General features: G+C 58.4%; 18 protein-coding genes and 2 riboswitches. All 18 genes read right to left on the bottom strand.

Going from position 1 to position 22789, the window contains the following annotated elements; genetic code table 11:
- Nucleotide 1: 1 nt before the first annotated feature.
- A complete protein-coding gene (gene pseI / locus G542_RS0111585) occupies nt 2–1048 on the bottom strand; it encodes a pseudaminic acid synthase (protein ID WP_027824194.1) in 1047 nt (348 codons plus the stop codon).
- A 13-nt stretch (nt 1049–1061) separates the two neighbouring features.
- Entirely contained in the window at nt 1062–2600 is a 1539-nt protein-coding gene (pseG, locus tag G542_RS17595) for a UDP-2,4-diacetamido-2,4,6-trideoxy-beta-L-altropyranose hydrolase (RefSeq protein WP_081666822.1), read from the bottom strand.
- Between the two features lie 12 nt (nt 2601–2612).
- Nucleotides 2613–3314 carry a pseudaminic acid cytidylyltransferase gene (gene pseF, locus G542_RS18075; protein ID WP_081666821.1) on the bottom strand — a complete coding sequence of 234 codons (702 nt, stop codon included), beginning with the start codon at nt 3312–3314 and terminating at the stop codon, nt 2613–2615.
- Nucleotides 3311–4474, bottom strand: a complete 1164-nt coding sequence (pseC, locus tag G542_RS18070) for a UDP-4-amino-4,6-dideoxy-N-acetyl-beta-L-altrosamine transaminase (protein ID WP_081666820.1) — start codon at nt 4472–4474, stop codon at nt 3311–3313. The genes pseF and pseC overlap by 4 nt, the downstream gene beginning before the upstream one ends.
- A gap of 68 nt (nt 4475–4542) precedes the next feature.
- Entirely contained in the window at nt 4543–5541 is a 999-nt protein-coding gene (gene pseB, locus G542_RS0111555; protein WP_027824192.1) for a UDP-N-acetylglucosamine 4,6-dehydratase (inverting), read from the bottom strand.
- Between the two features lie 218 nt (nt 5542–5759).
- Entirely contained in the window at nt 5760–6887 is a 1128-nt protein-coding gene (fliB, locus tag G542_RS0111550) for a flagellin lysine-N-methylase (protein ID WP_155826673.1), read from the bottom strand.
- 112 nt (nt 6888–6999) lie between these two features.
- Nucleotides 7000–9855 (bottom strand): aminomethyl-transferring glycine dehydrogenase, encoded by a 2856-nt coding sequence (gcvP, locus tag G542_RS0111545; protein ID WP_027824190.1) that lies wholly within the window; start codon nt 9853–9855, stop codon nt 7000–7002.
- Nucleotides 9856–9922: 67 nt separating this feature from the next.
- Nucleotides 9923–10306 (bottom strand): glycine cleavage system protein GcvH, encoded by a 384-nt coding sequence (gcvH, locus tag G542_RS0111540; RefSeq protein ID WP_012698167.1) that lies wholly within the window; start codon nt 10304–10306, stop codon nt 9923–9925.
- Nucleotides 10307–10405: 99 nt separating this feature from the next.
- Nucleotides 10406–11512, bottom strand: a complete 1107-nt coding sequence (gcvT, locus tag G542_RS0111535) for a glycine cleavage system aminomethyltransferase GcvT (protein WP_027824189.1) — start codon at nt 11510–11512, stop codon at nt 10406–10408.
- Between the two features lie 26 nt (nt 11513–11538).
- Nucleotides 11539–11637: riboswitch (glycine riboswitch) on the bottom strand.
- A 14-nt stretch (nt 11638–11651) separates the two neighbouring features.
- Nucleotides 11652–11752, bottom strand: a riboswitch (glycine riboswitch).
- Nucleotides 11753–11755: 3 nt separating this feature from the next.
- Nucleotides 11756–12400 carry a biliverdin-producing heme oxygenase gene (locus G542_RS17590; RefSeq protein WP_027824188.1) on the bottom strand — a complete coding sequence of 215 codons (645 nt, stop codon included), beginning with the start codon at nt 12398–12400 and terminating at the stop codon, nt 11756–11758.
- Nucleotides 12401–12542: 142 nt separating this feature from the next.
- Nucleotides 12543–13403 carry a D-alanyl-D-alanine endopeptidase gene (pbpG, locus tag G542_RS0111525; protein ID WP_027824187.1) on the bottom strand — a complete coding sequence of 287 codons (861 nt, stop codon included), beginning with the start codon at nt 13401–13403 and terminating at the stop codon, nt 12543–12545.
- 309 nt (nt 13404–13712) lie between these two features.
- Entirely contained in the window at nt 13713–14654 is a 942-nt protein-coding gene (gene arcC, locus G542_RS0111520; RefSeq protein ID WP_027824186.1) for a carbamate kinase, read from the bottom strand.
- Nucleotides 14655–14813: 159 nt separating this feature from the next.
- Nucleotides 14814–15818, bottom strand: a complete 1005-nt coding sequence (locus G542_RS0111515; RefSeq protein WP_012698172.1) for an ornithine carbamoyltransferase — start codon at nt 15816–15818, stop codon at nt 14814–14816.
- A gap of 78 nt (nt 15819–15896) precedes the next feature.
- The gene (locus G542_RS0111510) at nt 15897–17126 is read right to left on the bottom strand and encodes an arginine deiminase (protein WP_027824185.1); all 1230 of its coding nucleotides are present in this window, start codon (nt 17124–17126) and stop codon (nt 15897–15899) included.
- A gap of 137 nt (nt 17127–17263) precedes the next feature.
- On the bottom strand, nt 17264–18700 hold the full coding sequence (gene arcD / locus G542_RS0111505; RefSeq protein ID WP_027824184.1) for an arginine-ornithine antiporter: 1437 nt from the start codon (nt 18698–18700) through the stop codon (nt 17264–17266).
- A 283-nt stretch (nt 18701–18983) separates the two neighbouring features.
- Nucleotides 18984–20420: an arginine-ornithine antiporter gene (arcD, locus tag G542_RS0111500; protein WP_012698175.1), complete on the bottom strand. Its 1437-nt coding sequence runs from the start codon at nt 20418–20420 to the stop codon at nt 18984–18986.
- A gap of 237 nt (nt 20421–20657) precedes the next feature.
- Complete coding sequence (arcC, locus tag G542_RS0111495; protein WP_012698176.1) at nt 20658–21602, bottom strand: carbamate kinase; 945 nt, start codon at nt 21600–21602, stop codon at nt 20658–20660.
- A gap of 111 nt (nt 21603–21713) precedes the next feature.
- Nucleotides 21714–22721, bottom strand: a complete 1008-nt coding sequence (locus tag G542_RS0111490; protein ID WP_012698177.1) for an ornithine carbamoyltransferase — start codon at nt 22719–22721, stop codon at nt 21714–21716.
- Nucleotides 22722–22789: the final 68 nt, after the last annotated feature.

The following is a 22789-nucleotide window of genomic DNA, read 5'->3' as shown; positions in this document are numbered from 1 at the left end:
CTCAGTCCTCAAAAAGATCCCAGCGGGTCGCTGTTCCCCGGCTGACCGCCACTTTCAGGCGGCGTCCGGGCAGACTGTCGAAATATTTGGGAGACAGACCCATTCCCGGCCGGATGCGGCGAATATCCGCTTCGGTGACGATGCTCCCTGCGGGCAGATCCCGGACGAAGTAAACCGAGCGGCGGAACATCCGGCTGGCGGTTTCGGCCTGCTGGCTACCGAAAGACTCGCTCCCCAGCGATTGCCAGGCACTCAGGGTGTCATGGCACAGGCGCTGCATCTCGTCCGGCTCAAGGGAAAATTCGCTATCCGGCCCCTTGTCCTGACGACTGAGGGTGAAGTGTTTCTCAATGACGCAGGCGCCAAGTGCCACGGCTGCCACGGCGGCGGTCGTGCCCATGGTATGGTCGGAAAGACCGGAAACCGTATCGAAGCGCCGCGCCAGCAGGGGCATCCGCCGCAAATTGGCTTGATCCATGGGGGCGGGATAGCTGCTGATGCAATGCAGCAGGACCAGATCCTGGCAACCGGCCTCCCGGGCGGCATGCACAGCCTCGGCAATTTCTTCTTCTGAGGCCATGCCGGTGGACATGATCATGGGTTTGCCGGTCTGGGCGACGTAGCGGATCAGGGGCAGGTCGACCAGTTCGAAAGAGGCAATCTTGTAGGCTGGCGTGTTCAGGCTTTCCAGCAAATCCACTGCGGATTCGTCAAACGGAGTGGAAAAGACGGTAATGCCCAGCTTGCGGGCATGCTCGAACAGGGCCTGATGCCACTCGTAGGGCGTGTGAGCCCACTGGTAAAGGTCATAGAGTTTATAACCATCCCATAGCCCGCCCTGAATCCGGAAATCCGGGGCGTCGCAGTCGATGGTCAGGGTATCTGCCGTATAGGTTTGCAGCTTGATGGCGCTGGCTCCGCATCGCCAGGCGGCTTCAATCGTCTGCAAGGCACGATCCAGCGAGCCATTGTGATTGGCTGACAGCTCGGCAATCACGTAAGGGGGGTGCGCCGGGCCAATCGGGCGTCCATCAATCGTTATGGTCATGTCAGACTTACCTTTACAAATTCAACTGATAACGCAGACCGTGGCTATCTGCGGACTGGGAAAACCCCAGTTTCCTGAAGATATGCTGCGAGGCCTGGTTGGATGGCTTGACCCGGCCAATGATCCTGGTGGCCGATGTCACCGCGTGGCAGAAGTGGTCCAGTGCCGCTTTCAGGAAAGCCGTCCCTGTTCCCCGTCCGCGCAGGCAGCGATCCATGGAGTAGTGAATCTCCCATTCGTCAGGGGAGAGGCGTTCGAAACGGACGGGGCCGGCAGGGAGACCGGATGCGGTTTCCACGATGTAAAAGCGGCAGCCTTCTGTATCGGCCATTCGCCGCGCCAGCCAATGGTGGTGCGTGAGGGCTTCGATGCGTTCCGCAGAAAACGAGCTTTGCCTGACTTCCGGGTCATTGGCCCAGTCAAGGGTCAAACGCTCATCGGCGGGTTCGACGGAGCGAACTGCAAACGGGAGTGTCATGTCGGCCGCCATCGCGGCAAGCACCCGTGCGCTACCCCATCCATCTACCAGGGACAGGGCGGCGGCTGACATCGCGGACAAGTGCTCGCCCTTGAGTGCCTCCTGCATGGCTTCCCGCAGGCCGGCATCGGAAACCTGCTCTGCATTGCCCAGCCAGCGGATGGCCCCTTGCCGGGCAAGGGCGCGCGATCCGGGGAGCTGATTGTCTGCCAGGGTGACGACATAGGCTGGAACACCAAGGCAGCATCGCTCCCAGCTGGTCGCGCCTCCGGCGCCAAACGCCACGTCAGCCGACTGTAACAAGGGGGCGAGACTGGGCACGTGCCCATGCAGACGGATCCGGGCGTCCTGGCGTGCCAGTCCGGAGAGGGCAGGCCAGTGCGGGCTGGTGGGGGAAACCACCATGTCCAGGGTCACCTCAGGGTCGGCCACCTGTAAAAATGCCTGTGCGACGCGGCCACAGAAATTGTGACTATCGGCAGCGCCAAAATAGGCAAAAACCCGCCGGGCTGGCAGATGGCGCGGTGCCGCCTGGCGGTGTAAGTCCGCGTAGGCTGTTTGCAGCAGGGCGTATCTGGGCCCGAGCAGTTTGACGCAGTGGTCCGCCACGAGCCGGTCATACCGGGATGCCTGCTGGTCAGCCAGGTTCTGGTCCAGCAGCAGGTCACAGTCATGGGCGCGATCGGCCAGATCATCAATAACCATCAAATTCCGACACGCTGGCCGCATCCATTGCTCCCACTCCAAGCCAACACCATAGTGATCAACAATCAGCCAGTCAGCGATACCTGACGATGTAGTCGAAGCCATAGTGTGCGCTGCATCAAGTTCGGCTGGAGCCCCAAGCCATGTCGCATGCTTCTCCGGATCCAGAATCCAGCCATCTTGTACAGGTAATTCTCTACAAGAAAAACCTTCTTCACGGATCAGAGTAATCAGGTTACCCGGATGGGTACGGCAAATAAAAAGAACATCAGCTCCTTGTCCTTGCAAGGCATGGGCCAAAGTCAGACACCGCATGACATGCCCGCTTCCGATGTCTTGCGAAGCATCCGTCCGAAAAACCACTCTCATGAACGAAGTCCTTTAGCTCATGCATGAAGAACCATGCAATGACTTATACATCATTTCAGCACGCAACCAATCCTCCGGTGTATCAATATCCACCACACGCCAACCGGGAATTACCAAACCCACTCCACTGCCATGAATATACGGATTATCCAGCCAAGCCTGGCGGCGCCCCCAGTAGAATTGACCAGCGTCATGATAAGCAGGATCCAGATCCTGTGTCCGCACCAACTCAAACTCTGGAAAAAAAGACTGCAACTGTCCTGTGGCATCTCGACGTAGTGCACGTTGGATAGCAGATGAAAACTCAGTAACCGGAAAACAATAATCAGCCTCCGGAGTCACTTGCAACAATGCCATAGCAGCCTGAATATCTTCAGTTTGAATAAAGGGCACTCCGGGATAAATACAACAAACCATCTCAGAGTGCCACCCAAAGGATTCACATGCAGCAATGGCATGGGCAATCACCGGAACAGTTGGAGTATGGTCATCTGCCAGTTCAGTTGGGCGCACAAACGGGATATCAGCTCCATACTGACACGCAATAGCGGCAATTTCCGGATCATCTGTCGAAACGACCACATGGGAAAATAGTCCGCAGTCTTTTGCAGCCTCAATTGCGTAAGCGATCATTGGCTTCCCTGAGAAAGACCTGATATTCTTCCTAGGAATACGCTTACTCCCTCCGCGCGCGGGGATTACTGCAATATTCATACAGACAATGCTCCCCGTAAGACTTCTATCACATATTGTTGCTGCTCTGGTTTCAGTGAAGAATAAATTGGCAAACTAATTGCCTCTCGATAATAGCGCTCAGCTTCTGGACAATAACCCACCGAAAACCCCATCGCTTCAAAGAAGGGTTGTCGATAAACCGGGATATAATGCAGATTGACACGAATGCCTTGCTTCAGCAAAAAATCATAGACCTGCCGTTGGTTTTTCCCACATCGCTGCTGATCAATCCGAATCGGATAAAGGTGATAACTTGAACACGTATCCTCAAGTTGTTCAAGTTTGGCAAAGGGAGTACACGCAAGAGCCTGATCATACTCAGTGGCAATATTACGACGAGTTTGCACAAACTCATTCAGGCGGGTCATCTGACTCACCCCCAAAGCAGCCTGAACATCCGTCATGCGATAGTTATACCCCAGTCTGATTTGTTGATAATTCCATATTTCGTCCGGCCCATGCCTCAGCATTTCATCCGGATTACTGGTAACTCCATGGCTTCGATATTGCTGCATCAGCCTTGCCAGTTCAGGATTATTTGTCACAGCCATACCACCCTCACCAGTGGTTATAATCTTGACTGGATGAAAGCTAAATATGGTTATATCACTATACTGGCAACCACCAACGGGCATATCCAGATAACGCCCGCCTATTGCATGAGAAGCGTCCTCAATGATGGAAAATCCAAACTCTTGCGACAGAGCATGGATAGCCCTCATATCGCAGCTTTGCCCACAAAGATGTACTGGAATCACCACTTTCGGCAAAGCTCCAACAGCCTTTGCTCGCGCCAGCTTTTCTGCTAGACAAGCAACACTCATATTGCAAGTACCAGGATCAATATCTACAAAATCAATTGATGCACCACAATAAACAGCGCAGTTGGCACTGGCAACAAAGGTCATCGGAGTAGTCCAGACCCGGTCACCATGACTGACTCCCAAGGCCAGACAGGCAATATGCAATGCCGCTGTAGCATTACAGACAGCAACGGCATGAGCCGCTCCACAATAGCTGGCAACAGCATCTTCAAACTGTGGAACCATAGGGCCTTGCGTCAAAAAATCAGAGCGTAAAACCTGTACAACATGATCGATATCATCTTGAGAAATATCTTGCCGCCCATAAGGAATCATTATGAATTACTCTCGACCAACAAAAACATTGAAACAAAATAAATATCCCATCAATAGCTACGACACACTCAGAACACTCCTAATTTATCCTTGTTTTTATTAACCCACGATTTCAGATCGTCCACTGACATCCACTCTGAGTTTGAATCACTCGCATATACAAAACCCTCAACAACTTTCCGGCCATTCTTGATCCTTTCTGGATCAGAATCCCAACCATGAAGACTAGGCAATATCTTGAAATGTTCTTGATATTCATAAGTATGGTAAGAATCCTCCACCCCGATCATCTGTTCATGTAGCTTTTCACCCGGCCGGATACCGACGATGTGCTGGGCCGCACCTGGAGAGACTGCCTTTGCAATATCACAAATATTCATGGATGGTATTTTTTTAACATAAATTTCACCACCAACCATATCTTCAAATGCATGCCACACAAGTTCAACCCCCTGCTCTAGGGTAATCATGAACCGGGTCATTCTCGGATCTGTAATCGGCAAAGATCCGTCGTTCCTGATTGAAATGAAAAATGGAATAACAGACCCACGGGACCCCATTACATTCCCATACCGGACAACAGAAAATCGTGTGCCTTCCGCTCCTGAATAAGAGTTTCCGGCAACAAACAGTTTGTCAGATGCAAGTTTGGTAGCACCATAAAGATTCGTAGGGCTACTGGCCTTGTCCGTCGATAACGCCACAACTCGTTTCACCCCCTTGTCAATGCAAGCATCAATAAGGTTCATGGCCCCGTTGATGTTTGTTTTAATACACTCAAAAGGATTGTATTCTGCTATCGGAACTATTTTGGTGGCTGCGGCATGCACAACAAAGTCAACACCATCAAGAGCACGATAAAGCCGTTCCCGATCCCTGACATCGCCAATAAAAAAGCGCACCCGAGAATCACCAGAAAATTTCTTAGCCATCTCCCACTGCTTCATCTCATCACGAGAAAAGATAATGATCTTTTTCGGATTGAATCTGTTCAGCGTCATTGGCACAAAAGCATTACCAAAAGACCCCGTTCCACCTGTTACCAGAATTGTTGTATTATTAAGCATGATCAATCCAAAATCAAAAAACCAGAATCAAAGAGAGCCATTTCGTGCCACCAAACAAACACGGAAATGGCATAAAACGTCAAAAACCATACATGAACGACTATAGCAATGGGAATATCTTTTCCATCTTGCTCCAGCCTGTATTGCGTAAAACACTATTAACCCTCTCAGCAAAGAAGGCATCATGCTGAAAACTTCGGCAAAATACCTGGACCGTTTCAACCAGCCCCCCCTTTAGAAAGGGCTGGGTTTGCCTGACAACGTCCCGTCAGCATAAGGCGCAATACACAAAACCGAGACACCAGTTGCAAGTAATGACTATAAACAGAGCGGCCACCAAACGGGAACAAGGCACTGAATATTTCATTAAGCAAATAATGCTCAAGCAAAAAAGGGGTATTTTCTGTCAGGCATGTCTGTAACAATTCCAGACCTTGACGATAATTCCCGACCAAAACCTGACTATCTGCATCATTTTTCAGCCCTCCCACCCCCTCCAGCACGCTCTGTTGAACTTGCTGCCGTACAGTCGACAACATGGTCGATTTACTTATTTCTTCTTTACGATAGAGAAAAATAGCAAAGAGCTGGGCTTGCACATCATGGTTAGGCTGCCTCTCCGCCAGAGCAGACAATACCTCTCCCGATTCAACCGTACAGACAAAGCCATCAATCAATTCATTGAGCCCAATTTCTTTCGGCGCATCAACCCAAGCCTCCAGCCTTTCGCAGAACACGCCTAAAACAGCCAGCCTCTGCCACAGCTCCAGTCCTTCCGTACGCATCAGCTGCAGACAGAAAATACGGATTTCACTCATCTGCTCGGCAGAAAAGCTGCTGTGTGCTGCGCTGCAATCAACGGCCGACTTGCGCACCGTCAGGTCATGCATGACGAACTCAAAAGCATCAGGAGACAACAGCGCCTTTCGCGCAGCTTCCGGACAGGAAAGAGCCAGGCTTTGCTCCAGCTGTCCGGCTACCAAGCGGGTTGAGCGAGGATAAATACTGCAAGTGTCAGAAAGGGCAATTTCGCCGTAGTGCAACTGGATGGCACACCACCGCTCTTCCAAAAACGGACATTCTCCGGTTCTCGCATCTAGCCGGATCAACGCATAGCGGGCATCACAAGACTGGCTTCGCTCGCGCTCGATGCAGTCCTTCAACCTGCCCGCCAAAGGACCTGTCTTGATCCGGCGATAAAACCGGACAACGGGTTTATCCAGCGTGACGTTCCAGCCTGCACAGCAGGTATCCTCACATGCGGCTCCGATACACTGGAATTGGGTCACGTATTTGGGTACCAACACTGGGCGAGTCAGGGTTTCATGCATGAACAGGGCTTTCACGACACATCGTTACACAACGACTGGAGAGACTATCCGGTTTATCGACCGTTAGCGTCGACTCTGGACAAAAAAACCGCCCGGCATGGGCGGTTTTGCTTGGGTCTGTACCAGATCAATACTCGCTCATCGGCGGGCAGCTGCATACCAGGTTGCGGTCACCATACACATCGTCGATACGGTTCACGAACGGCCAGAACTTGCTCTCTGCCACGTAAGCCAGCGGGAACAGGCCCTGCTCGCGCGGGTACGGGCGGCTCCAGTCGCCGGTAATGTCCGCCAGGCTGTGCGGGGCATGCTTCAGGGGATTGTCATCCCGCGGCCATTCACCTGCCCCGACCTTGCGGATTTCTTCGCGGATGGCCAGCAGGGCATCAATGAAGCGGTCGAGTTCGGCTTTGGATTCCGATTCGGTCGGCTCGATCATGATGGTGCCCGCCACCGGGAAGCTCATGGTCGGCGCGTGGAAACCGTAGTCCATCAGCCGCTTGGCCACGTCCACCTCGGTGATGCCGGTTTCGGCCTTGAGCGGACGCAGGTCGAGAATGCACTCGTGCGCCACCCGGCCGTTCTTGCCGGTGTAGAGCACCGGATAGGCATCGCCCAGACGCTTCGCGACGTAGTTGGCGTTCAGGAGCGCCACTTCGGTCGCGCGACGCAGGCCGGCCGCGCCCATCATACGGATATACATGTAAGGAATGACCAGGATCGAGGCACTGCCGAACGGTGCCGCCGATACCGCAGTCTGCCCCACGCTTTCGTTGGCGATCGGGCTGACGCAGTGGTTGGCCATGAACGGTGCCAGATGTGCCTTCAGACCGATCGGGCCCATGCCCGGTCCGCCGCCGCCGTGCGGAATGGCGAAGGTCTTGTGCAGGTTCATGTGGCTCACATCAGCGCCAATGTCACCCGGACGCACCAGCCCCACCAGCGCATTCATGTTGGCACCGTCCATGTAGACCTGACCGCCGTTGGCGTGAACGATGTCGATGATCTCGCGGATCGGCTGCTCGAACACCCCGTGCGTGGACGGATAGGTAATCATCAGGCAGCCAAGCTGCTCGCGATGCTGTTCGGCCTTGGCCTTCAGGTCGGCCACATCCACATTGCCATTGTCGTCGCAGGCCACCGCCACCACCTGCATGCCCATCATCTGGGCCGTGGCCGGGTTGGTGCCGTGTGCCGAAGTCGGAATCAGGCAGATGTCACGCCCGCCCTCGCCACGGCTTTCGTGGTAGCGGCGGATGGCCAGCAGGCCGGCGTATTCGCCTGATGCTCCGGAGTTCGGCTGCATCGAGATGGCGTCAAAGCCGGTAATGGCCTTGAGCTGGTCCACCAGCCCGTCGATCAGTTCGGCATAGCCCGTCGCCTGCGCCTTCGGCGCAAACGGGTGCATATCGCCGAAAGCCTGCCAGCTCACCGGAATCATCTCGCTGGCGGCATTGAGTTTCATGGTGCAGCTGCCCAGCGGAATCATGGCGTGATCCAGCGCCAGATCGCGGTTTTGCAGCTTTTTCAGGTAACGCATCATCTCGGTTTCGCTGTGATGCGAATTGAACACCGGATGCGTCAGGATGGCGGATTCACGCTTGAGAGCGGCCGGAAACTGCTCGCGGGCGGCAGCATCCAGCGCAGCAATGTCGGCCGGCTTGCCGGTCAGCAGCTCAACCAGGGCGGCGACATCGGCCCCGGTGGCGACTTCGTGGAATGCCACGGCCAGCGTGGTGTCATTCACGCGGCGCAGGTTGTAGCCAGCGGCTTCGGCGGCAGCCAGCAGGGCATCCGTCCGGGCGCCGGTGTTGACCAGCACAGTATCGAAGAAGGCTTCGCCGGCAATCGCACCGCCGTTGGCACGCACACCGTCGGCAAACAGGCTGGCCAGACGGTGGATACGGGTAGCGATGCGCTTGATGCCTTCTGGCCCGTGATAAGTGGCATACATGCCGGCCATGTTGGCCAGCAGCACCTGCGAGGTGCAGATGTTCGAGTTGGCCTTTTCGCGGCGGATGTGCTGCTCGCGGGTCTGTAGCGCCATGCGCAGGGCACGCTTGCCCTTGGCATCGATCGACACGCCGATGATGCGGCCCGGGGTGGCACGCTTGAAATCGTCGCGAGTGGCAAAGTAGGCAGCGTGCGGGCCACCAAAGCCCATCGGGATGCCAAAACGCTGGGTCGAACCCACGGCGATGTCGGCACCCATTTCGCCCGGGCTCTTCAGAAGCACCAGCGCCATGATGTCGGCGGCTACCGTGACCACGGCCCCCTTGGCCTTGATGGCCGCGATGATGGCGGAGAGATCGCGCACTTCACCATTGGCGCCCGGGTACTGCAGCAGGGCACCGAACACCTCATGGCTGGCAGCTTCATCCGCCGGGCCGGTGACCAGCTCGAAACCAAAATATCGGGCGCGGGTTTTCAGCACATCCTGTGTTTGCGGCAGCACATCGTCGGCCACAAAGAAACCGTTGCCCTTCACCTTGCTGACCCGGCGCGCCATGGCCATGGCTTCGGCGGCAGCGGTGGCTTCGTCCAGCAGCGAAGCGTTGGCCAGTTCCAGCCCGGTCAGGTCGATGACCATCTGCTGGAAGTTGAGCAGGGCTTCCAGACGTCCCTGGGCGATTTCTGCCTGGTACGGGGTGTAGGCGGTGTACCAGCCGGGATTTTCCAGCACATTGCGCAGGATGACCGACGGGGTCAGGGTCGGATGGTAGCCAAGGCCGATGAACGATTTCTGCACCGTGTTCTTGCCGGCGGTGGCGGCCAGATCGGTCAGGGCAGCGTGTTCGGCCACGGCTACCGGCAGCGGCAGCAGGTCGGCGCGGAGAATGTCGGCCGGAATGGTCTGGGCAACCAGATCATCCAGCGAGCCGGCGCCGACCGTGGCCAGCATGGCGGCAATTTCGTTTTCAGCCGGGCCGATATGGCGCTCGACAAATTCGTCGTGGTGTTCGAGTTGGTGCAACGAGGTCATGAGAAGCAGCAATCTGTAGTTCGGGCGAAAAAAGACCCCGCCAGCGGCGGGGCCGGTACGGAGCCGGTCAGCCGACTTCCTTTTCGTAGGCAGCAGCGTCAAGCAGGCTGGCCATGTCGGCCGGGTTCACCAGCTTCAGCTTGAAGAACCAGCCGGCGCCGTACGGGTCGGCGTTGACGGTTTCCGGGGCGCTTTCGAGATCGGCATTCACTTCCAGCACTTCACCGGCGATCGGGGCGTACACGTCGCTGGCAGCCTTGACCGATTCGACCACACCGGCGCCATCGCCTTCGGCCAGCACCTGGCCCACGGCCGGCAGCTCGATGTAAACGATGTCACCCAGCAGTTCCTGGGCGTGGAAGGTCACACCGACGGTCACGACGCCATCACCTTCGTCACGCACCCATTCGTGGCTGGCAACGTATTTCAGATCGGCAGGAATATTGCTCATGAAAGTTCTCCGGTAAGGATGGTAAGCGGACGGCGCAGCGCCAGCGGGCCCGCCATCCGGATGCACGGACAGCCCGGCCGGGCTGCCTCTTTACGTTATTCAGTCAAACACTTTTTTGCCGTTGCGCACGAACGGCAGTTTCACCACGCGGGCAGCAACCAGCTGGCCACGCACCTCAACGGCAGCGCGATCGGTGGTGGCAGCCGGTACCTGGGCAATGGCAATGGCCTGCTTGAGGGTCGGCGAGAAGGTGCCGCTGGTGGTGATACCTTCGCCGGCACCGTCCACGACCACTTTCATGCCTTCGCGCAACACGCCGCGCCCTTCCAGCACCAGCCCGACCTGCTTCATGCTGACGCCACGGGCCTTCTGGGCCTCGATGACATCGCGCCCGATGAACTGGCGACCAGCATCTTTCAGATCGATGGTCCAGCCCATGCCGGCCTTCAGCGGGCTGATGGACTCGTCCATGTCGTGACCATAGAGGTTCATGCCGGCTTCCATGCGCAGGGTGTCGCGGGCGCCAAGGCCGCACGGGGCGACGCCGGCAGCGAGCAGGTCCTGCCACAGGGCGGCAGCATCTGCTGCCGGCAGCATGATTTCCAGACCGTCTTCGCCGGTATAGCCGGTGCGGGCGACAAACCAGCCGTCCGGGCCATCGGTGCAGCATGGCAGCCCCTGGAAGATGGAGAGCGACTGCACCAGGGCAGCACAGGCGGGACGGGCAGCGCAGAACTTGCTGATGGCACAGGGGCCCTGCACGGCCAGCATGGCCAGTTCCGGACGTTCGGTCAGGGTGACATCAAACGAAGCAGCCTGCGCCTGCATCCAGGCCAGATCCTTGTCGCGGGTGGCGGCGTTCACCACCACGCGGTAGCCCCAGGCGGTCAGGTAGACGATCAGGTCGTCGATCACGCCGCCGGCCGCATTGAGCATGCCGGAATACAGGGCCTTGCCCAGTGGCGCCAGCTTGGCAACATCGTTGGCGATCAGGCGGCGCAGGTAGGCCTGGGCATCCGGTCCGGTCAGGTCGACCACGGTCATGTGGGAAACGTCGAACATGCCGGCGTCCGTGCGGACAATTTCGTGTTCCTTGAGCTGGGAACCGTAGTGGATGGGCATGTCCCAGCCTCCGAACGGCACCATTTTGGCGCCGGCGGCAAGATGCAGGGCGTGGAAGGGAGTCTTGGAAAGAGCTGCTGTCATGTCGGCACCGGGTGAATGAAATGCAAATACACCCCTCTGTCCCGGCACCTGAGATTTTCCGGTGCCGCAGCACCGTTAGCCCCTTCGGTGGAGGCCTGACAGCCTCGCTCTCCAGAGTGATTGCGAACCGGCTTGGCGGTCCCTTCATGCAGTCCTTTTGCCTGAGCGATTGCGGGTGTGCTTGCGCCTTCGGCGGTGCTGGCGGTACGGGCCGCCTGCACGCTCTCCTGCATGACCTCGGGATTATCCGGGGCAAGCGGCATCTGTGCAACCACCGGCCGCTTGCCGGGCTGCCGGCAGGGGACGCCAGGGATCGAGAAACAACCGGAAAACCGCCTCGGCATACTGTGCCGATTGCACCAGTGCGGCAGGAGAATCCAGCTCTTCGCGCAGCAGGTTGCAAAAACGCAGCCAGTGGCGGCCGGCCTCGTCACCGTAGGCCACGAAGTAGCGGCAGGCAACAGCCCCGAAGGGATACAGCATCAGTTGCGACAGCATGTGCTGACCGGCATAGGCTGCACCTTCGATCACGTACAGGGCCCCCAGTGCGGCAGCCCGGTCGGGCAGCAGGCAGGGCCAGAGCTGTTTGTGGAAAGTGCGCTCGACCCCCAGTTCCGCCAGGTCGTCATCCAGCAGGGAGAGTCTTGGCAAATAGCCGATTTCATCCAGCAAACCGGCATGCCGGCTGGTCAGCTCGTGCTCCAGCATGCTGAAGCAGCGGTGCAGCCGGGTCAGGATATTGCGGTATGCCTGCTGGTCCAGCATGCCGCCGAAGAGGCCGGTTTCCAGCCACCAGCCTTGCAGGGCGGCATGCAGGGCTTGTGTGTGGCAATAGAGCGCAATCGGTGCCGGTGCGCTGCCGGGAAGTGTCAGCAGGGAATCGACCATGGTGAACGCCCTCTCTCCAGACCAAGCCAGTCTTTCAAGATAGCGGCGACAAGGCCGGTTCACCAGGATTCAGGTGAAGCGAGGCACGCAAAACGGACGACAGTTTTCTGCCGTCCGTCGGGTACTCCAGCCAGTCCGGTTTTCAGCCAGCCAGCCAGGTGGCCGGATGTTTTTCCAGCCAGGTCTTGATGTTGCGGGCATCGTTGATGCGGGCGGACGAGCCTTCGGAATCCAGGAACACCATGATCAGCGGCGTGGAACCCACGGTGGCCATCATGACCAGACACCGGCCTGCCTCCTGGGTATAGCCGGTTTTCGACAGGCCGATCTGCCACTGTCCTTCACGCACCAGCGCGTTGCTGTTGCGGTATTGCAGCATGCGGTTGCGGGCGTAGACCTGCTGGTCGGTGGTGGTGGTGTCCTCGCGGATCAGCGGATAACGATAGGCCGCAGCCACCATGCGGGCCAGGTCTTCCGCAGTCGAGGTATTGCGGCTGTCCAGTCCGGTCGGATCATAGAAACGGGTGCTGTGCATGCCCAGCTGACGGGCCTTCTGGTTCATGCGCGAGACAAAGGCACTGGTGCCACCGGGTGAGGTGCGTGCCAGCGAAGCCGCAGCACGGTTCTCGCTCGACATCAATGCCAGAAGCAGCATTTCGCGCCGGCTCAGCACACTGCCGACTGCCAGACGGGAACTGGTGTTTTTCAGGCGGTCGATTTCCGCCTCGGATATGGTGATCAGCTCGTCCAGCGGCTGTCCGCTGTCCAGCATGACCATCGCCGTCATCAGCTTGGTAATCGAGGCAATCGACATCATCCGGTCGGTATTCTTGCCAAACAGCACTTCACCGGTCTGGGCGTTGACAACCAGGGCGGCACTGGAGTGCAGCCGGGGAACCGAGCTGGCAGCCAGCTGCATTTCGTGTTCCGGCTGGGCCAGAACCAGAGGGCTGGTTGCCAGCAGCATGGCAGTCAGTCCGGATACAAAAAATCGGGACAACATGGGTTTCTCCCTGAGGCAGAAATGGCCGCATCGCGGCCACGGAGAGGACTGGCGAAATTTTAAACGGATTTAAGTCTGTATCGCATGAAATTCAAACGATCGACCCCCCGATTGCCAATCAGACCGACGAGCGTCACCCATCAAGATTCATGCCATCCATATGCAAACATGCAACCATCTGCCGGCAAGCAGCACGCAACATGCTGCCTGATGTGTCCCTACACGTATCCCCGCAGGTTTCAGGCGCAAAAAACCGGCAGGGGCACACCCTGCCGGCTGGCGATACTGGCGGAAGTTTCCGCCACGGATTCAGTAATACTCGATGCCGTTGGTCTCGGTGGAGACAATCGTGCCGGCCTGCCCCTGCACGATCTTTTCAATGTCTTCCAGCGCGCCGATCACCGCCCGCTTGCCGGTCTGCCTAGCAAACTCGGCGGCAGCCTCGACCTTGGGGCCCATCGAACCGGCAGCAAAACCCAGTTTGTCGAGTTCGTCCGGATGCGCCATCCGGATGGCTTTCTGATCCGGCTTGCCCCAGTTGATGAACACGGCATTGACGTCGGTCGCCACCACGAAATAGTCGGCATCCACTTCACGGGCCAGCAGGCTGGAAGCCAGATCCTTGTCGATGACGGCTTCGACGCCCACCAGCTTGCCGTCCTGGTACATGGTCGGAATGCCGCCGCCGCCCGCCGCAATCACTACCGTACCCTTTTCCATCAGCCACTTGATCGGCCGCATTTCAAAAATGCGCTTGGGCCGGGGGCTGGGCACCACGCGGCGGTAGTATTGGCCGTCGGCCTTGACGGTCCAGCCATTGGCCGCTGCCAGCTTGTCGGCCTGGTCCTTGGAATAGACCGGCCCGACAAATTTGGTCGGGTTGGAAAACGCCGGATCTTTCGGATCGACCTCGGTCTGGGTCAGGATGGTGGCCAGTGGCACTTCAAACGGCAGCTCGTTGCCCAGTTCCTGCTCCAGCATGTAGCCGATCATGCCCTCGGTCTGTGCGCCCAGCACATCCAGCGGGTATGGCGTGACCTTTTCATCCACATGCCGGGCGTATGCCTCGTTCTGCAGGCCGAGAAGGCCCACTTGCGGTCCGTTGCCATGCGCCAGCAACAGCTCGTGCTCTCCGGCAACCACCGCCAGCTGCCTGGCGGCGATCCTGACATTGTTGCGCTGATTATCCGCAGTCATGACTTCACCGCGGCGTTGCAGGGCATTGCCCCCCAATGCGACAACCACTCTCATGGCCACACCCTCTCGAAACGGAGCCCGGCTCCGGATGTGAAAGCACGACTGCCGGCACCTTCAGGCTGCGCGGCAGCCGATGACAAACCGCCCTTCACCCGGACTGCCTGCGCAAGCAGTCAGGGACCGGATGAAGGGCAGCAATGGTTCGGCCCGGAATCAGGCCAGCGTGGCCACCATGATGGCCTTGATGGTGTGCATGCGGTTTTCAGCCTGCTCGAAAGCAATGCAGGCCGGACCTTCAAACACCTCGTCGGTCACTTCGATGCCGTCGGCAAACTGCGGATACTGGGCAGCGATCTGCTTGCCGACCTTGGTTTTCGCGTTGTGGAAAGCCGGCAGGCAGTGCATGAACTTGACCTTGGGATTGCCGGTGGCAGCCATCAGCTTCGAATCCACCCGGAACGGCGTCAGCAGCTTGATGCGCTCGCCCCAGCTTTCGATCGGCTCGCCCATCGACACCCACACGTCGGTATGGATGAAATCCACGCCCTTGACTGCCACATGCGGGTCATCGGTCACGGTCAGACGGGCACCGGTGGACTTGCAGATTTCCTGACATTGCTTGACCAGCGCGGGGTCCGGCGACAGGTCTTTCGGCCCGCCGATACGGACGTCCATGCCCAGAAGGCAGCCGATCACCATCAGCGAATGCCCCATGTTGTTGCGGGCATCGCCGACATAGGCGTAGGCGATTTCGGTCAGCGGCTTGTCGCTGTTTTCGGTCATGGTCAGCACGTCGCACAGCATCTGTGTCGGGTGCCAGGCGTCAGTCAGGCCGTTGTAGACCGGCACGCTGGAATAGCGGGCCAGCTCTTCGACGTCTTCCTGGGCAAAGCCGCGGAACTCGATGCCGTCATAGAAACGGCTCAGCACGCGGGCGGTGTCGGCAATGCTTTCCTTGTGACCAAGCTGCGAGCTGCTCGGATCGATGTAGGTCACATGTGCGCCTTGGTCATGCGCAGCCACTTCAAACGAGCAGCGGGTACGGGTCGAGGTCTTTTCGAAAATCAGCGCGATGTTCTTGCCCTTGAGGCGCGGCACTTCGTTGCCGGTGTATTTGGCGCGCTTGAGGTCACGGGCAAGGTCCAGCAGATAATGGATTTCGCGCGGGGTAAAATCGAGTTCTTTGAGGAAATGACGGCTTTTCAGATTAAAGGCCATGGTGGCTCTCCTGTTTGTCAGCCATGAAACACGACGGTCGCATAAAGCGCCCGTCCATATATGACGAGAATGAATGTATCAGAAGTTGATCGGATCGCGAGCGATCGGGCAGGTCATGCAGTGACCACCCCCACGGCCGCGGCCCAGCTCACCGCCGGGGATTTCCACTACTTCCACGCCGGCATCACGCATCAGCTTGTTGGTATAGGTATTGCGGTCGTAGGCCACCACCACGCCACGATCAAGGGCAACCACGTTGTTGCCGTCGTCCCACTGCTCGCGCTCGCGCTGGTAAGCATCGCCGCCGGTATACAGGATCTTGAGTTTCGACAGGCCCAGCGATTCGGCTACCACGTCGAGGAAAGGCTTGTCGTGCCGTTCGAAGATCACCTCGCCCGGCTTGTCGCCGGCACGCAGGCTGGTGCATACGATTTCGTCCACCACGTCCGGGAACACCGACACGAAGTCGTAGTCGAGGAAGCTGAACACGGTATCAAGGTGCATGGCACCGCGGCTCTTGGCCATCTGGCAGGCAATGATGCGGGTCGGGCCATCCGGCTGGCCCAGTGCGTTGCGTGCCACCTGCACCACGGCCTGCGGACTGGTGCGCTCACCCATGCCGATCAGGGCCACGCCCTTGCCGATCGGCATCACGTCACCACCTTCCAGCGTGGCGGAGCCGTGATCCTTGTCACTGTCGCCCCACCACACCTTCACCTTGCCGGCAAAATACGGGTGGAACTGGTAGACGGCCTGCTCCAGCAGGGTTTCCTGCCGGCGGGCCGGCCAGTACATCGGATTGAGGGTGACACCGCCGTAGATCCAGCATGACGGGTCACGCTGGAACTGCGAGTTCGGCACCGGCGGCAGGACGAATTCGGACTGGTCCAGATAGCCGCCGAACAGGCCCTTGGCATCAAACGGCAGCTCGAACTTGGCAATGCCGCCGATCAGGTGTTCGGCCAGCTTGGCAGCCGGCATTTCGTCCAGCCATGCACGCAGGTCGGTCAGCATGCCGATACCGACATTGTCGGCTTTCACCTTGCGGTCAAGGATCCACGCACGTCCGGCCTTGTCTTCACAAACCCTGGTCAGCATGTCGTGCAGTTCCAGCACCTCGATGCCGCGGGCCTGCATCTGGCTGACCATGTAGGCATGATCCTTTTGAGCCTGTTCAACCCAGATCACATCGTCAAACAGCAGGTCATGGCAATTGGCGGGGGTCAGCCGCTTGTGTGCCAGGCCGGGATGGCAAACCATCACCGTGCGCAATTTGCCGCATTCGGAATGGGCTCCAAATTGGGTCATGTGCAACTCCTCGAACGTTACGATGCATATGGCATCAACAAACAAAAACGCCCCGGGTGTTCTGACTTCCCCCAGGGCATTTCCGAATACTCGCTTGCTTAGTGCTTATTGTTCTTTGACGTGAGCGGCGAACCCGGTCACAGGCTCAGCCGGCCGCTGACCAGCTCGTACAGGGCATACAGTCCAAGCACCACAACGATGATGGCGATGATGCCTTCTGCAGAGTTGAACGGCTTTTGCTTCTGTTCACGCCTAGCCCAGATATAGAAGATGAGACCCGGAGCGTAAAGAACCATCGACAGGAACAGGTACTTCGGACCGGCAGCGTAGATCAGCCAGATGCCATAGATCGTCGACACCACGGCAATCAGCAGGTCACGTCCCTTGGAGCCGCCCGTCACATAGGCATCGCCCTTGACCGTGATCATCCAGGCATACAGCGAGCACAGCAGGTACGGAATCAGGATCATCGACGTGGCCAGCGACAGCAGGGCCAGATAGCCCGCCGAACTGAACAGCGTCCAGATCAGGAAGAGCTGCACCAGGCCGTTGGTCACCCACAGGGCGTAGGTCGGCGCACCCTTGGCGTTCACGTGGGCAAAGAACTTCGGCATGGTGCCGTCCTTGCCGGCGAGGAACACGATTTCCGCAGCCAGCAGTGTCCACGCCAGCAGGGCACCGGCCACCGAGATGATCAGGCCGATGTTCATCAGCGCAAAGCCCCACTCGCCCACCACGGCCTTGAGCACGCCAGCGGTCGACGGATTTTGCAGGGCAGCCAGTTCATGCTGCGGCATGATGCCCAGCGACAGCACCGATACGGCCACCAGGATGGCAATGGTGAACAGGAAGCCGATCACGGTTGCCTTGCCCACGTCGGCCATGTTCTGCGCCCGCTCGGAAAACACCGAAGCGCCTTCAATGCCGATGAACACCCACACCGTCACCAGCATGGTGCTCTTGACCTGCTCCATGATGCTGCCCAGAGCCGGGGATCCCCAGAAGTCCAGCGAAAAGGTCTTGACCTGGAAACCGTAGATCACCACCAGGACGAAGATCGCCAGCGGTACCAGCTTGGCAATGGTGGTCAGCGTGTTGATGAAGGTGGCACTCTGCACGCCGTTGAAGATCAGCCATGTCAGCAGCCACAGCAGGATCGAGGCGCACAGGATGGCCCAGCCGGTGTTGCCCTCGCCGAAAAAGCTCAGGGATTCGAACGAGCCGAAGGCCGAGAACATCACCACGAAGTAGGAAACGTTGCCGATCCAGGCCGAAATCCAGTAGCCCCAGGCCGAGTTGAAGCCAATGTACGGGCCGAAACCGGCACGGGCATAGCCGTACACGCCGCCCTTGATGTCCGGGCGGCGGGACGCCAGGTTCTGGAACACGAAGGCAAGGGTCAGCATCCCGACAAAGGTGATGATCCAGCCGATGATGATGGCCCCCGCCCCCGCACCGGCAGCCATGTTTTGCGGCAGCGAGAAAATCCCGCCGCCGATCATGGAGCCGATAACCAGGGCCGTCAGGGCACCCAGTTTGAGTTTGTCGGAAGTCGTGTGGCTTTCGTCAGACATGGTGTCTCTCCGAAACAAGGTCAAGTTATCGTTATGCCGATAAATCGGCAGCCCTGGGCTATGCGGTCAGCCCCTTGACCTGTCATGACGGGGAACCGCTTTTTGGCACAGAAGCTTTCACTGTGCTTTTGGCTTAGTTCAGTCTTACCGACTTTTCAACGCCATCGGTCCAGCCTCTCGCAAATGACAAATACATTTACCGGAAAACAAAAAAACACCCCGGATAATCCGGGGTGTTTTTCGGGCACTCTGCCATGCCCTTGCGGGCAGGCGGTGCAGGGGATTACAGCGACAGGGCGCCGGTAGCCAGTTCGTACACAGCGTAGGCACCAAGCACCACCACGATGGCAGCGATCACGGCTTCGGCAGCATTGAACGGCTTCTGGCTCTGTTCGGCACGTGCCTTGATGTAGAACAGCAGGCCCGGTGCGTACAGGATCATCGACAGGAACAGGTACTGCGGACCGGCAGCGTACACCAGCCACAGGCCGTACACCGAACCCACCAGACCGATCAGCAGGTCCTTGGAGCGGGCAGCTTCGCCAGCCTTGTAGCCATCGCTCTTCACGGCAATGATCAGGGCGTAGGCAGCGCACAGGAAGTACGGGATCAGGATCATCGAAGTAGCTAGCGACAACAGGGCCAGGTAGCCGGCTTCGTTGAACAGGGTGATGACCAGGAACAGTTGTACCAGACCGTTGGTGAGCCACAGCGAGGCAGCCGGAGCGCCCTTGGCGTTGAGCTGACCGAACAGGCGCGGGAACGTACCGTCCTTGCCTGCGAGGTACGGCATTTCAGCCGACAGCAGGGTCCAGGCCAGCAGGGCACCGCCGACCGACACGATCAGGCCGATGTTCATCAGGGCAGCACCCCAGTCACCCAGCACGGCCTTCAGCACGCCAGCAGTGGACGGGTTCTTCAGGGCAGCCAGTTCCGGCTGGGTCAGCACGCCCATCGACAGCACCGACACGGCAACCAGCAGGCCGATGGTCAGCAGGAAGCCGATCACGGTTGCCTTGCCCACGTCAGCCATGGATTGTGCACGGCTCGAGAACACCGAAGCGCCTTCGATACCGATGAACACCCACACGGTCACCAGCATGGTGCTCTTGACCTGGTCAACCACGCTGCCCAGATCAGCCGAGCCCCAGAAGTCGAGCGAGAAGGTGTCGATCTTGAAGGCAAAGACCACGACCAGCACGAACATGGCCAGCGGAACCAGCTTGGCGATGGTGGTGATGGTGTTGATCATGGTAGCGCCATGCACGCCGCGCAGCACCAGGAAGTGCAGTGCCCACAGCAGCACGGAAGCGCACACGATGGCCGGCAGGGTGTTGCCCTCGCCAAAGAAGCCCAGTGCGTCAAACGAACCGAGTGCCGAGAACAGCACCACGAAGTAGGACACGTTGCCGATCCAGGCCGAGATCCAGTAGCCCCAGGCCGAGTTGAAGCCCATGTACGGGCCGAAACCGGCACGGGCGTAACCGTACACGCCGCCTTCGATTTCCGGCTTGCGGTTGGCCAGGGTCTGGAACACGAAGGCCAGCATCAGCATGCCGACAAAAGTGATGCCCCAGCCGATCAGGATGGCACCGGCGCCAGCGCCGGCAGCCATGTTCTGCGGCAGCGAGAAAATGCCCCCACCAATCATCGAACCCACAACCAGCGCGGTCAGCGCGGGTAATTTGAGCTTCGGTGCAGCTTGCGTCTCGTCAGACATTTCGACTCTCCGTAAGTCAAGTTAAAGTTTGTAAAGTTATGGTTTTCTTATATTCTAATTATTTTCTATCCTGGAGCCAAGCGTCTGAACTCACAATGCAAGATTTTGATAGTCAAAGGGCACTTTGCTGTAAGTTTGCTGCAAGAAATGCCGGAAAAGACGAGACCCGGCGCAAGGCCGGGTCTGGCATGAAACAGGCCGGCACCCAAGGTGCCAGACCTGCTCTGGCGAATCAGATCAGTACCATTCGATACCGTTGATTTCGGTGGTCACGATGGTACCGGCTTCGCCCTTGACGATCTTTTCGATGTCTTCCAGGGCGCCGATCACAGCGCGCTTGCCGGTGGCACGGGCAAAGTTGCAGGCAGCCTGCACCTTCGGGCCCATCGAGCCGGCAGCAAAGCCCATCTTGTCCAGTTCGTCCGGGTGAGCCATCTTGATGGCCTTCTGGTCCGGCTTGCCCCAGTTGATGAACACGCTCGGTACGTCGGTAGCGATCACGAAGTAGTCAGCGCCCACTTCGGCCGACAGGATGGCGGAGGCCAGGTCCTTGTCGATCACGGCTTCGACGCCAACCAGCTTGCCGTCCTTGTACATGGTCGGAATGCCGCCGCCGCCGGCAGCGATCACGACAACGCCCTTCTCGATCAGCCACTTGATCGGGCGCATTTCGAAGATGCGCTTCGGCATCGGGCTCGGCACCACGCGGCGGAAGTATTCGCCGTCAGCCTTCACGGTCCAGCCGCGCTCGGCAGCCAGCTGTTCAGCCTGTTCCTTGGTGTACACCGGGCCGACGAACTTGGTCGGGTTGGCGAATGCCGGGTCAGCCGGATCAACTTCGGTCTGGGTCACGATGGTGGCGAACGGCACTTCGAACGGCAGTTCGTTGCCCATTTCCTGCTCGATCATGTAACCGATCATGCCTTCGGTCTGGGCACCCAGCACGTCCATCGGGTACGGAGTGACCTTGCCATCCACGTGGGTGGCATAAGCGTCGTTTTGCAGACCCAGCAGGCCGACTTGCGGGCCGTTGCCGTGGCACATGACCAGGTTGTGGCCCAGACGAGTCACGGCGGCCAGTTGCTTGGCGGCAATCTTGACGTTGTTGCGTTGGTTATCAGCGGTCATGGGCTCGCCACGACGTTGCAGAGCGTTACCACCGAGTGCGACGACTACGCGCATGGTTTTCACCTCGTGAAATTTGGAAAGGGATGTAAATGGTGAAAGGCCAGCCAGTCAAAGACTGACCGGCCTTTTTCAAGACGTCACAGACGCCTCTGGTCAGACCTGGAATCAGGCGCCCAGAGTAGCGACCATGATGGCCTTGATGGTGTGCATGCGGTTTTCAGCCTGTTCGAAGGCCACGTTGGCGGTGGTTTCGAACACGTCTTCGGTCACTTCGATGCCGTTGGCGAACTGCGGATACTGCTTGGCGATATCCTTGCCCACGGTGGTTTCGCTGTTGTGGAAGGCCGGCAGGCAGTGCATGAACTTCACGGCCGGGTTCTTGGCAGCAGCCATCAGTTCCTTGTTGACCTGGAACTTGCTCAGCAGAGCAATACGCTCGTCCCAGACTTCCTTCGGCTCGCCCATCGACACCCAGACGTCGGTGTGGATGAAGTCAACGCCGTTCACGGCAGCAGCCGGATCTTCGGTCAGGGTCAGGCGGGCGCCGGTTTCGGCGGCAATCTTCTTGCACTCGGCGATCAGGGCTTCTTCCGGCCACAGTTGCTTCGGAGCACCGATGCGGACGTCCATGCCCAGCTTGCAGCCGACAACCATCAGCGAGCGGGCCATGTTGAAGCGGGCGTCACCAACGTAGGCGTAGGCGATCTGGCTCAGCGGCTTGTCGCTGTTTTCGATCATGGTCAGCACGTCGGCCAGCATCTGGGTCGGGTGCCATTCGTCGGTCAGGCCGTTGTAGACCGGCACGCCAGCGTAGGCAGCCAGTTCTTCAACCACGTCCTGTGCGAAGCCACGGTATTCGATGGCGTCGTACATGCGGCCCAGAACGCGGGCGGTATCTTTCATGGATTCTTTGTGGCCGATCTGCGAGCCGGACGGGCCGAGATAGGTCACGTGTGCGCCCTGGTCATAGGCAGCCACTTCGAACGCGCAACGGGTACGGGTCGAGGTCTTTTCGAAAATCAGAGCAATGTTCTTGCCAACCAGACGCTGCTCTTCGTTGCCAGCGTACTTGGCGCGCTTCAGGTCGCGCGACAGGTCCAGCAGGTAACGGATTTCACGCGGGGTGAAGTCGAGGAGCTTGAGGTAGCTGCGATTCTTCAGATTGAAGGCCATGATTTAAACGTCCTTTGTCAGGGAACTTGGATTTGGGAGCAATCCGGACCGGAGCCGGCCCGGATTGC

The sequence above is a fragment of the Laribacter hongkongensis DSM 14985 genome, from assembly GCF_000423285.1.
GTDB classification, from domain to species: domain Bacteria; phylum Pseudomonadota; class Gammaproteobacteria; order Burkholderiales; family Aquaspirillaceae; genus Laribacter; species Laribacter hongkongensis.
This window is presented reverse-complemented; position numbering and strand designations above follow the sequence as displayed.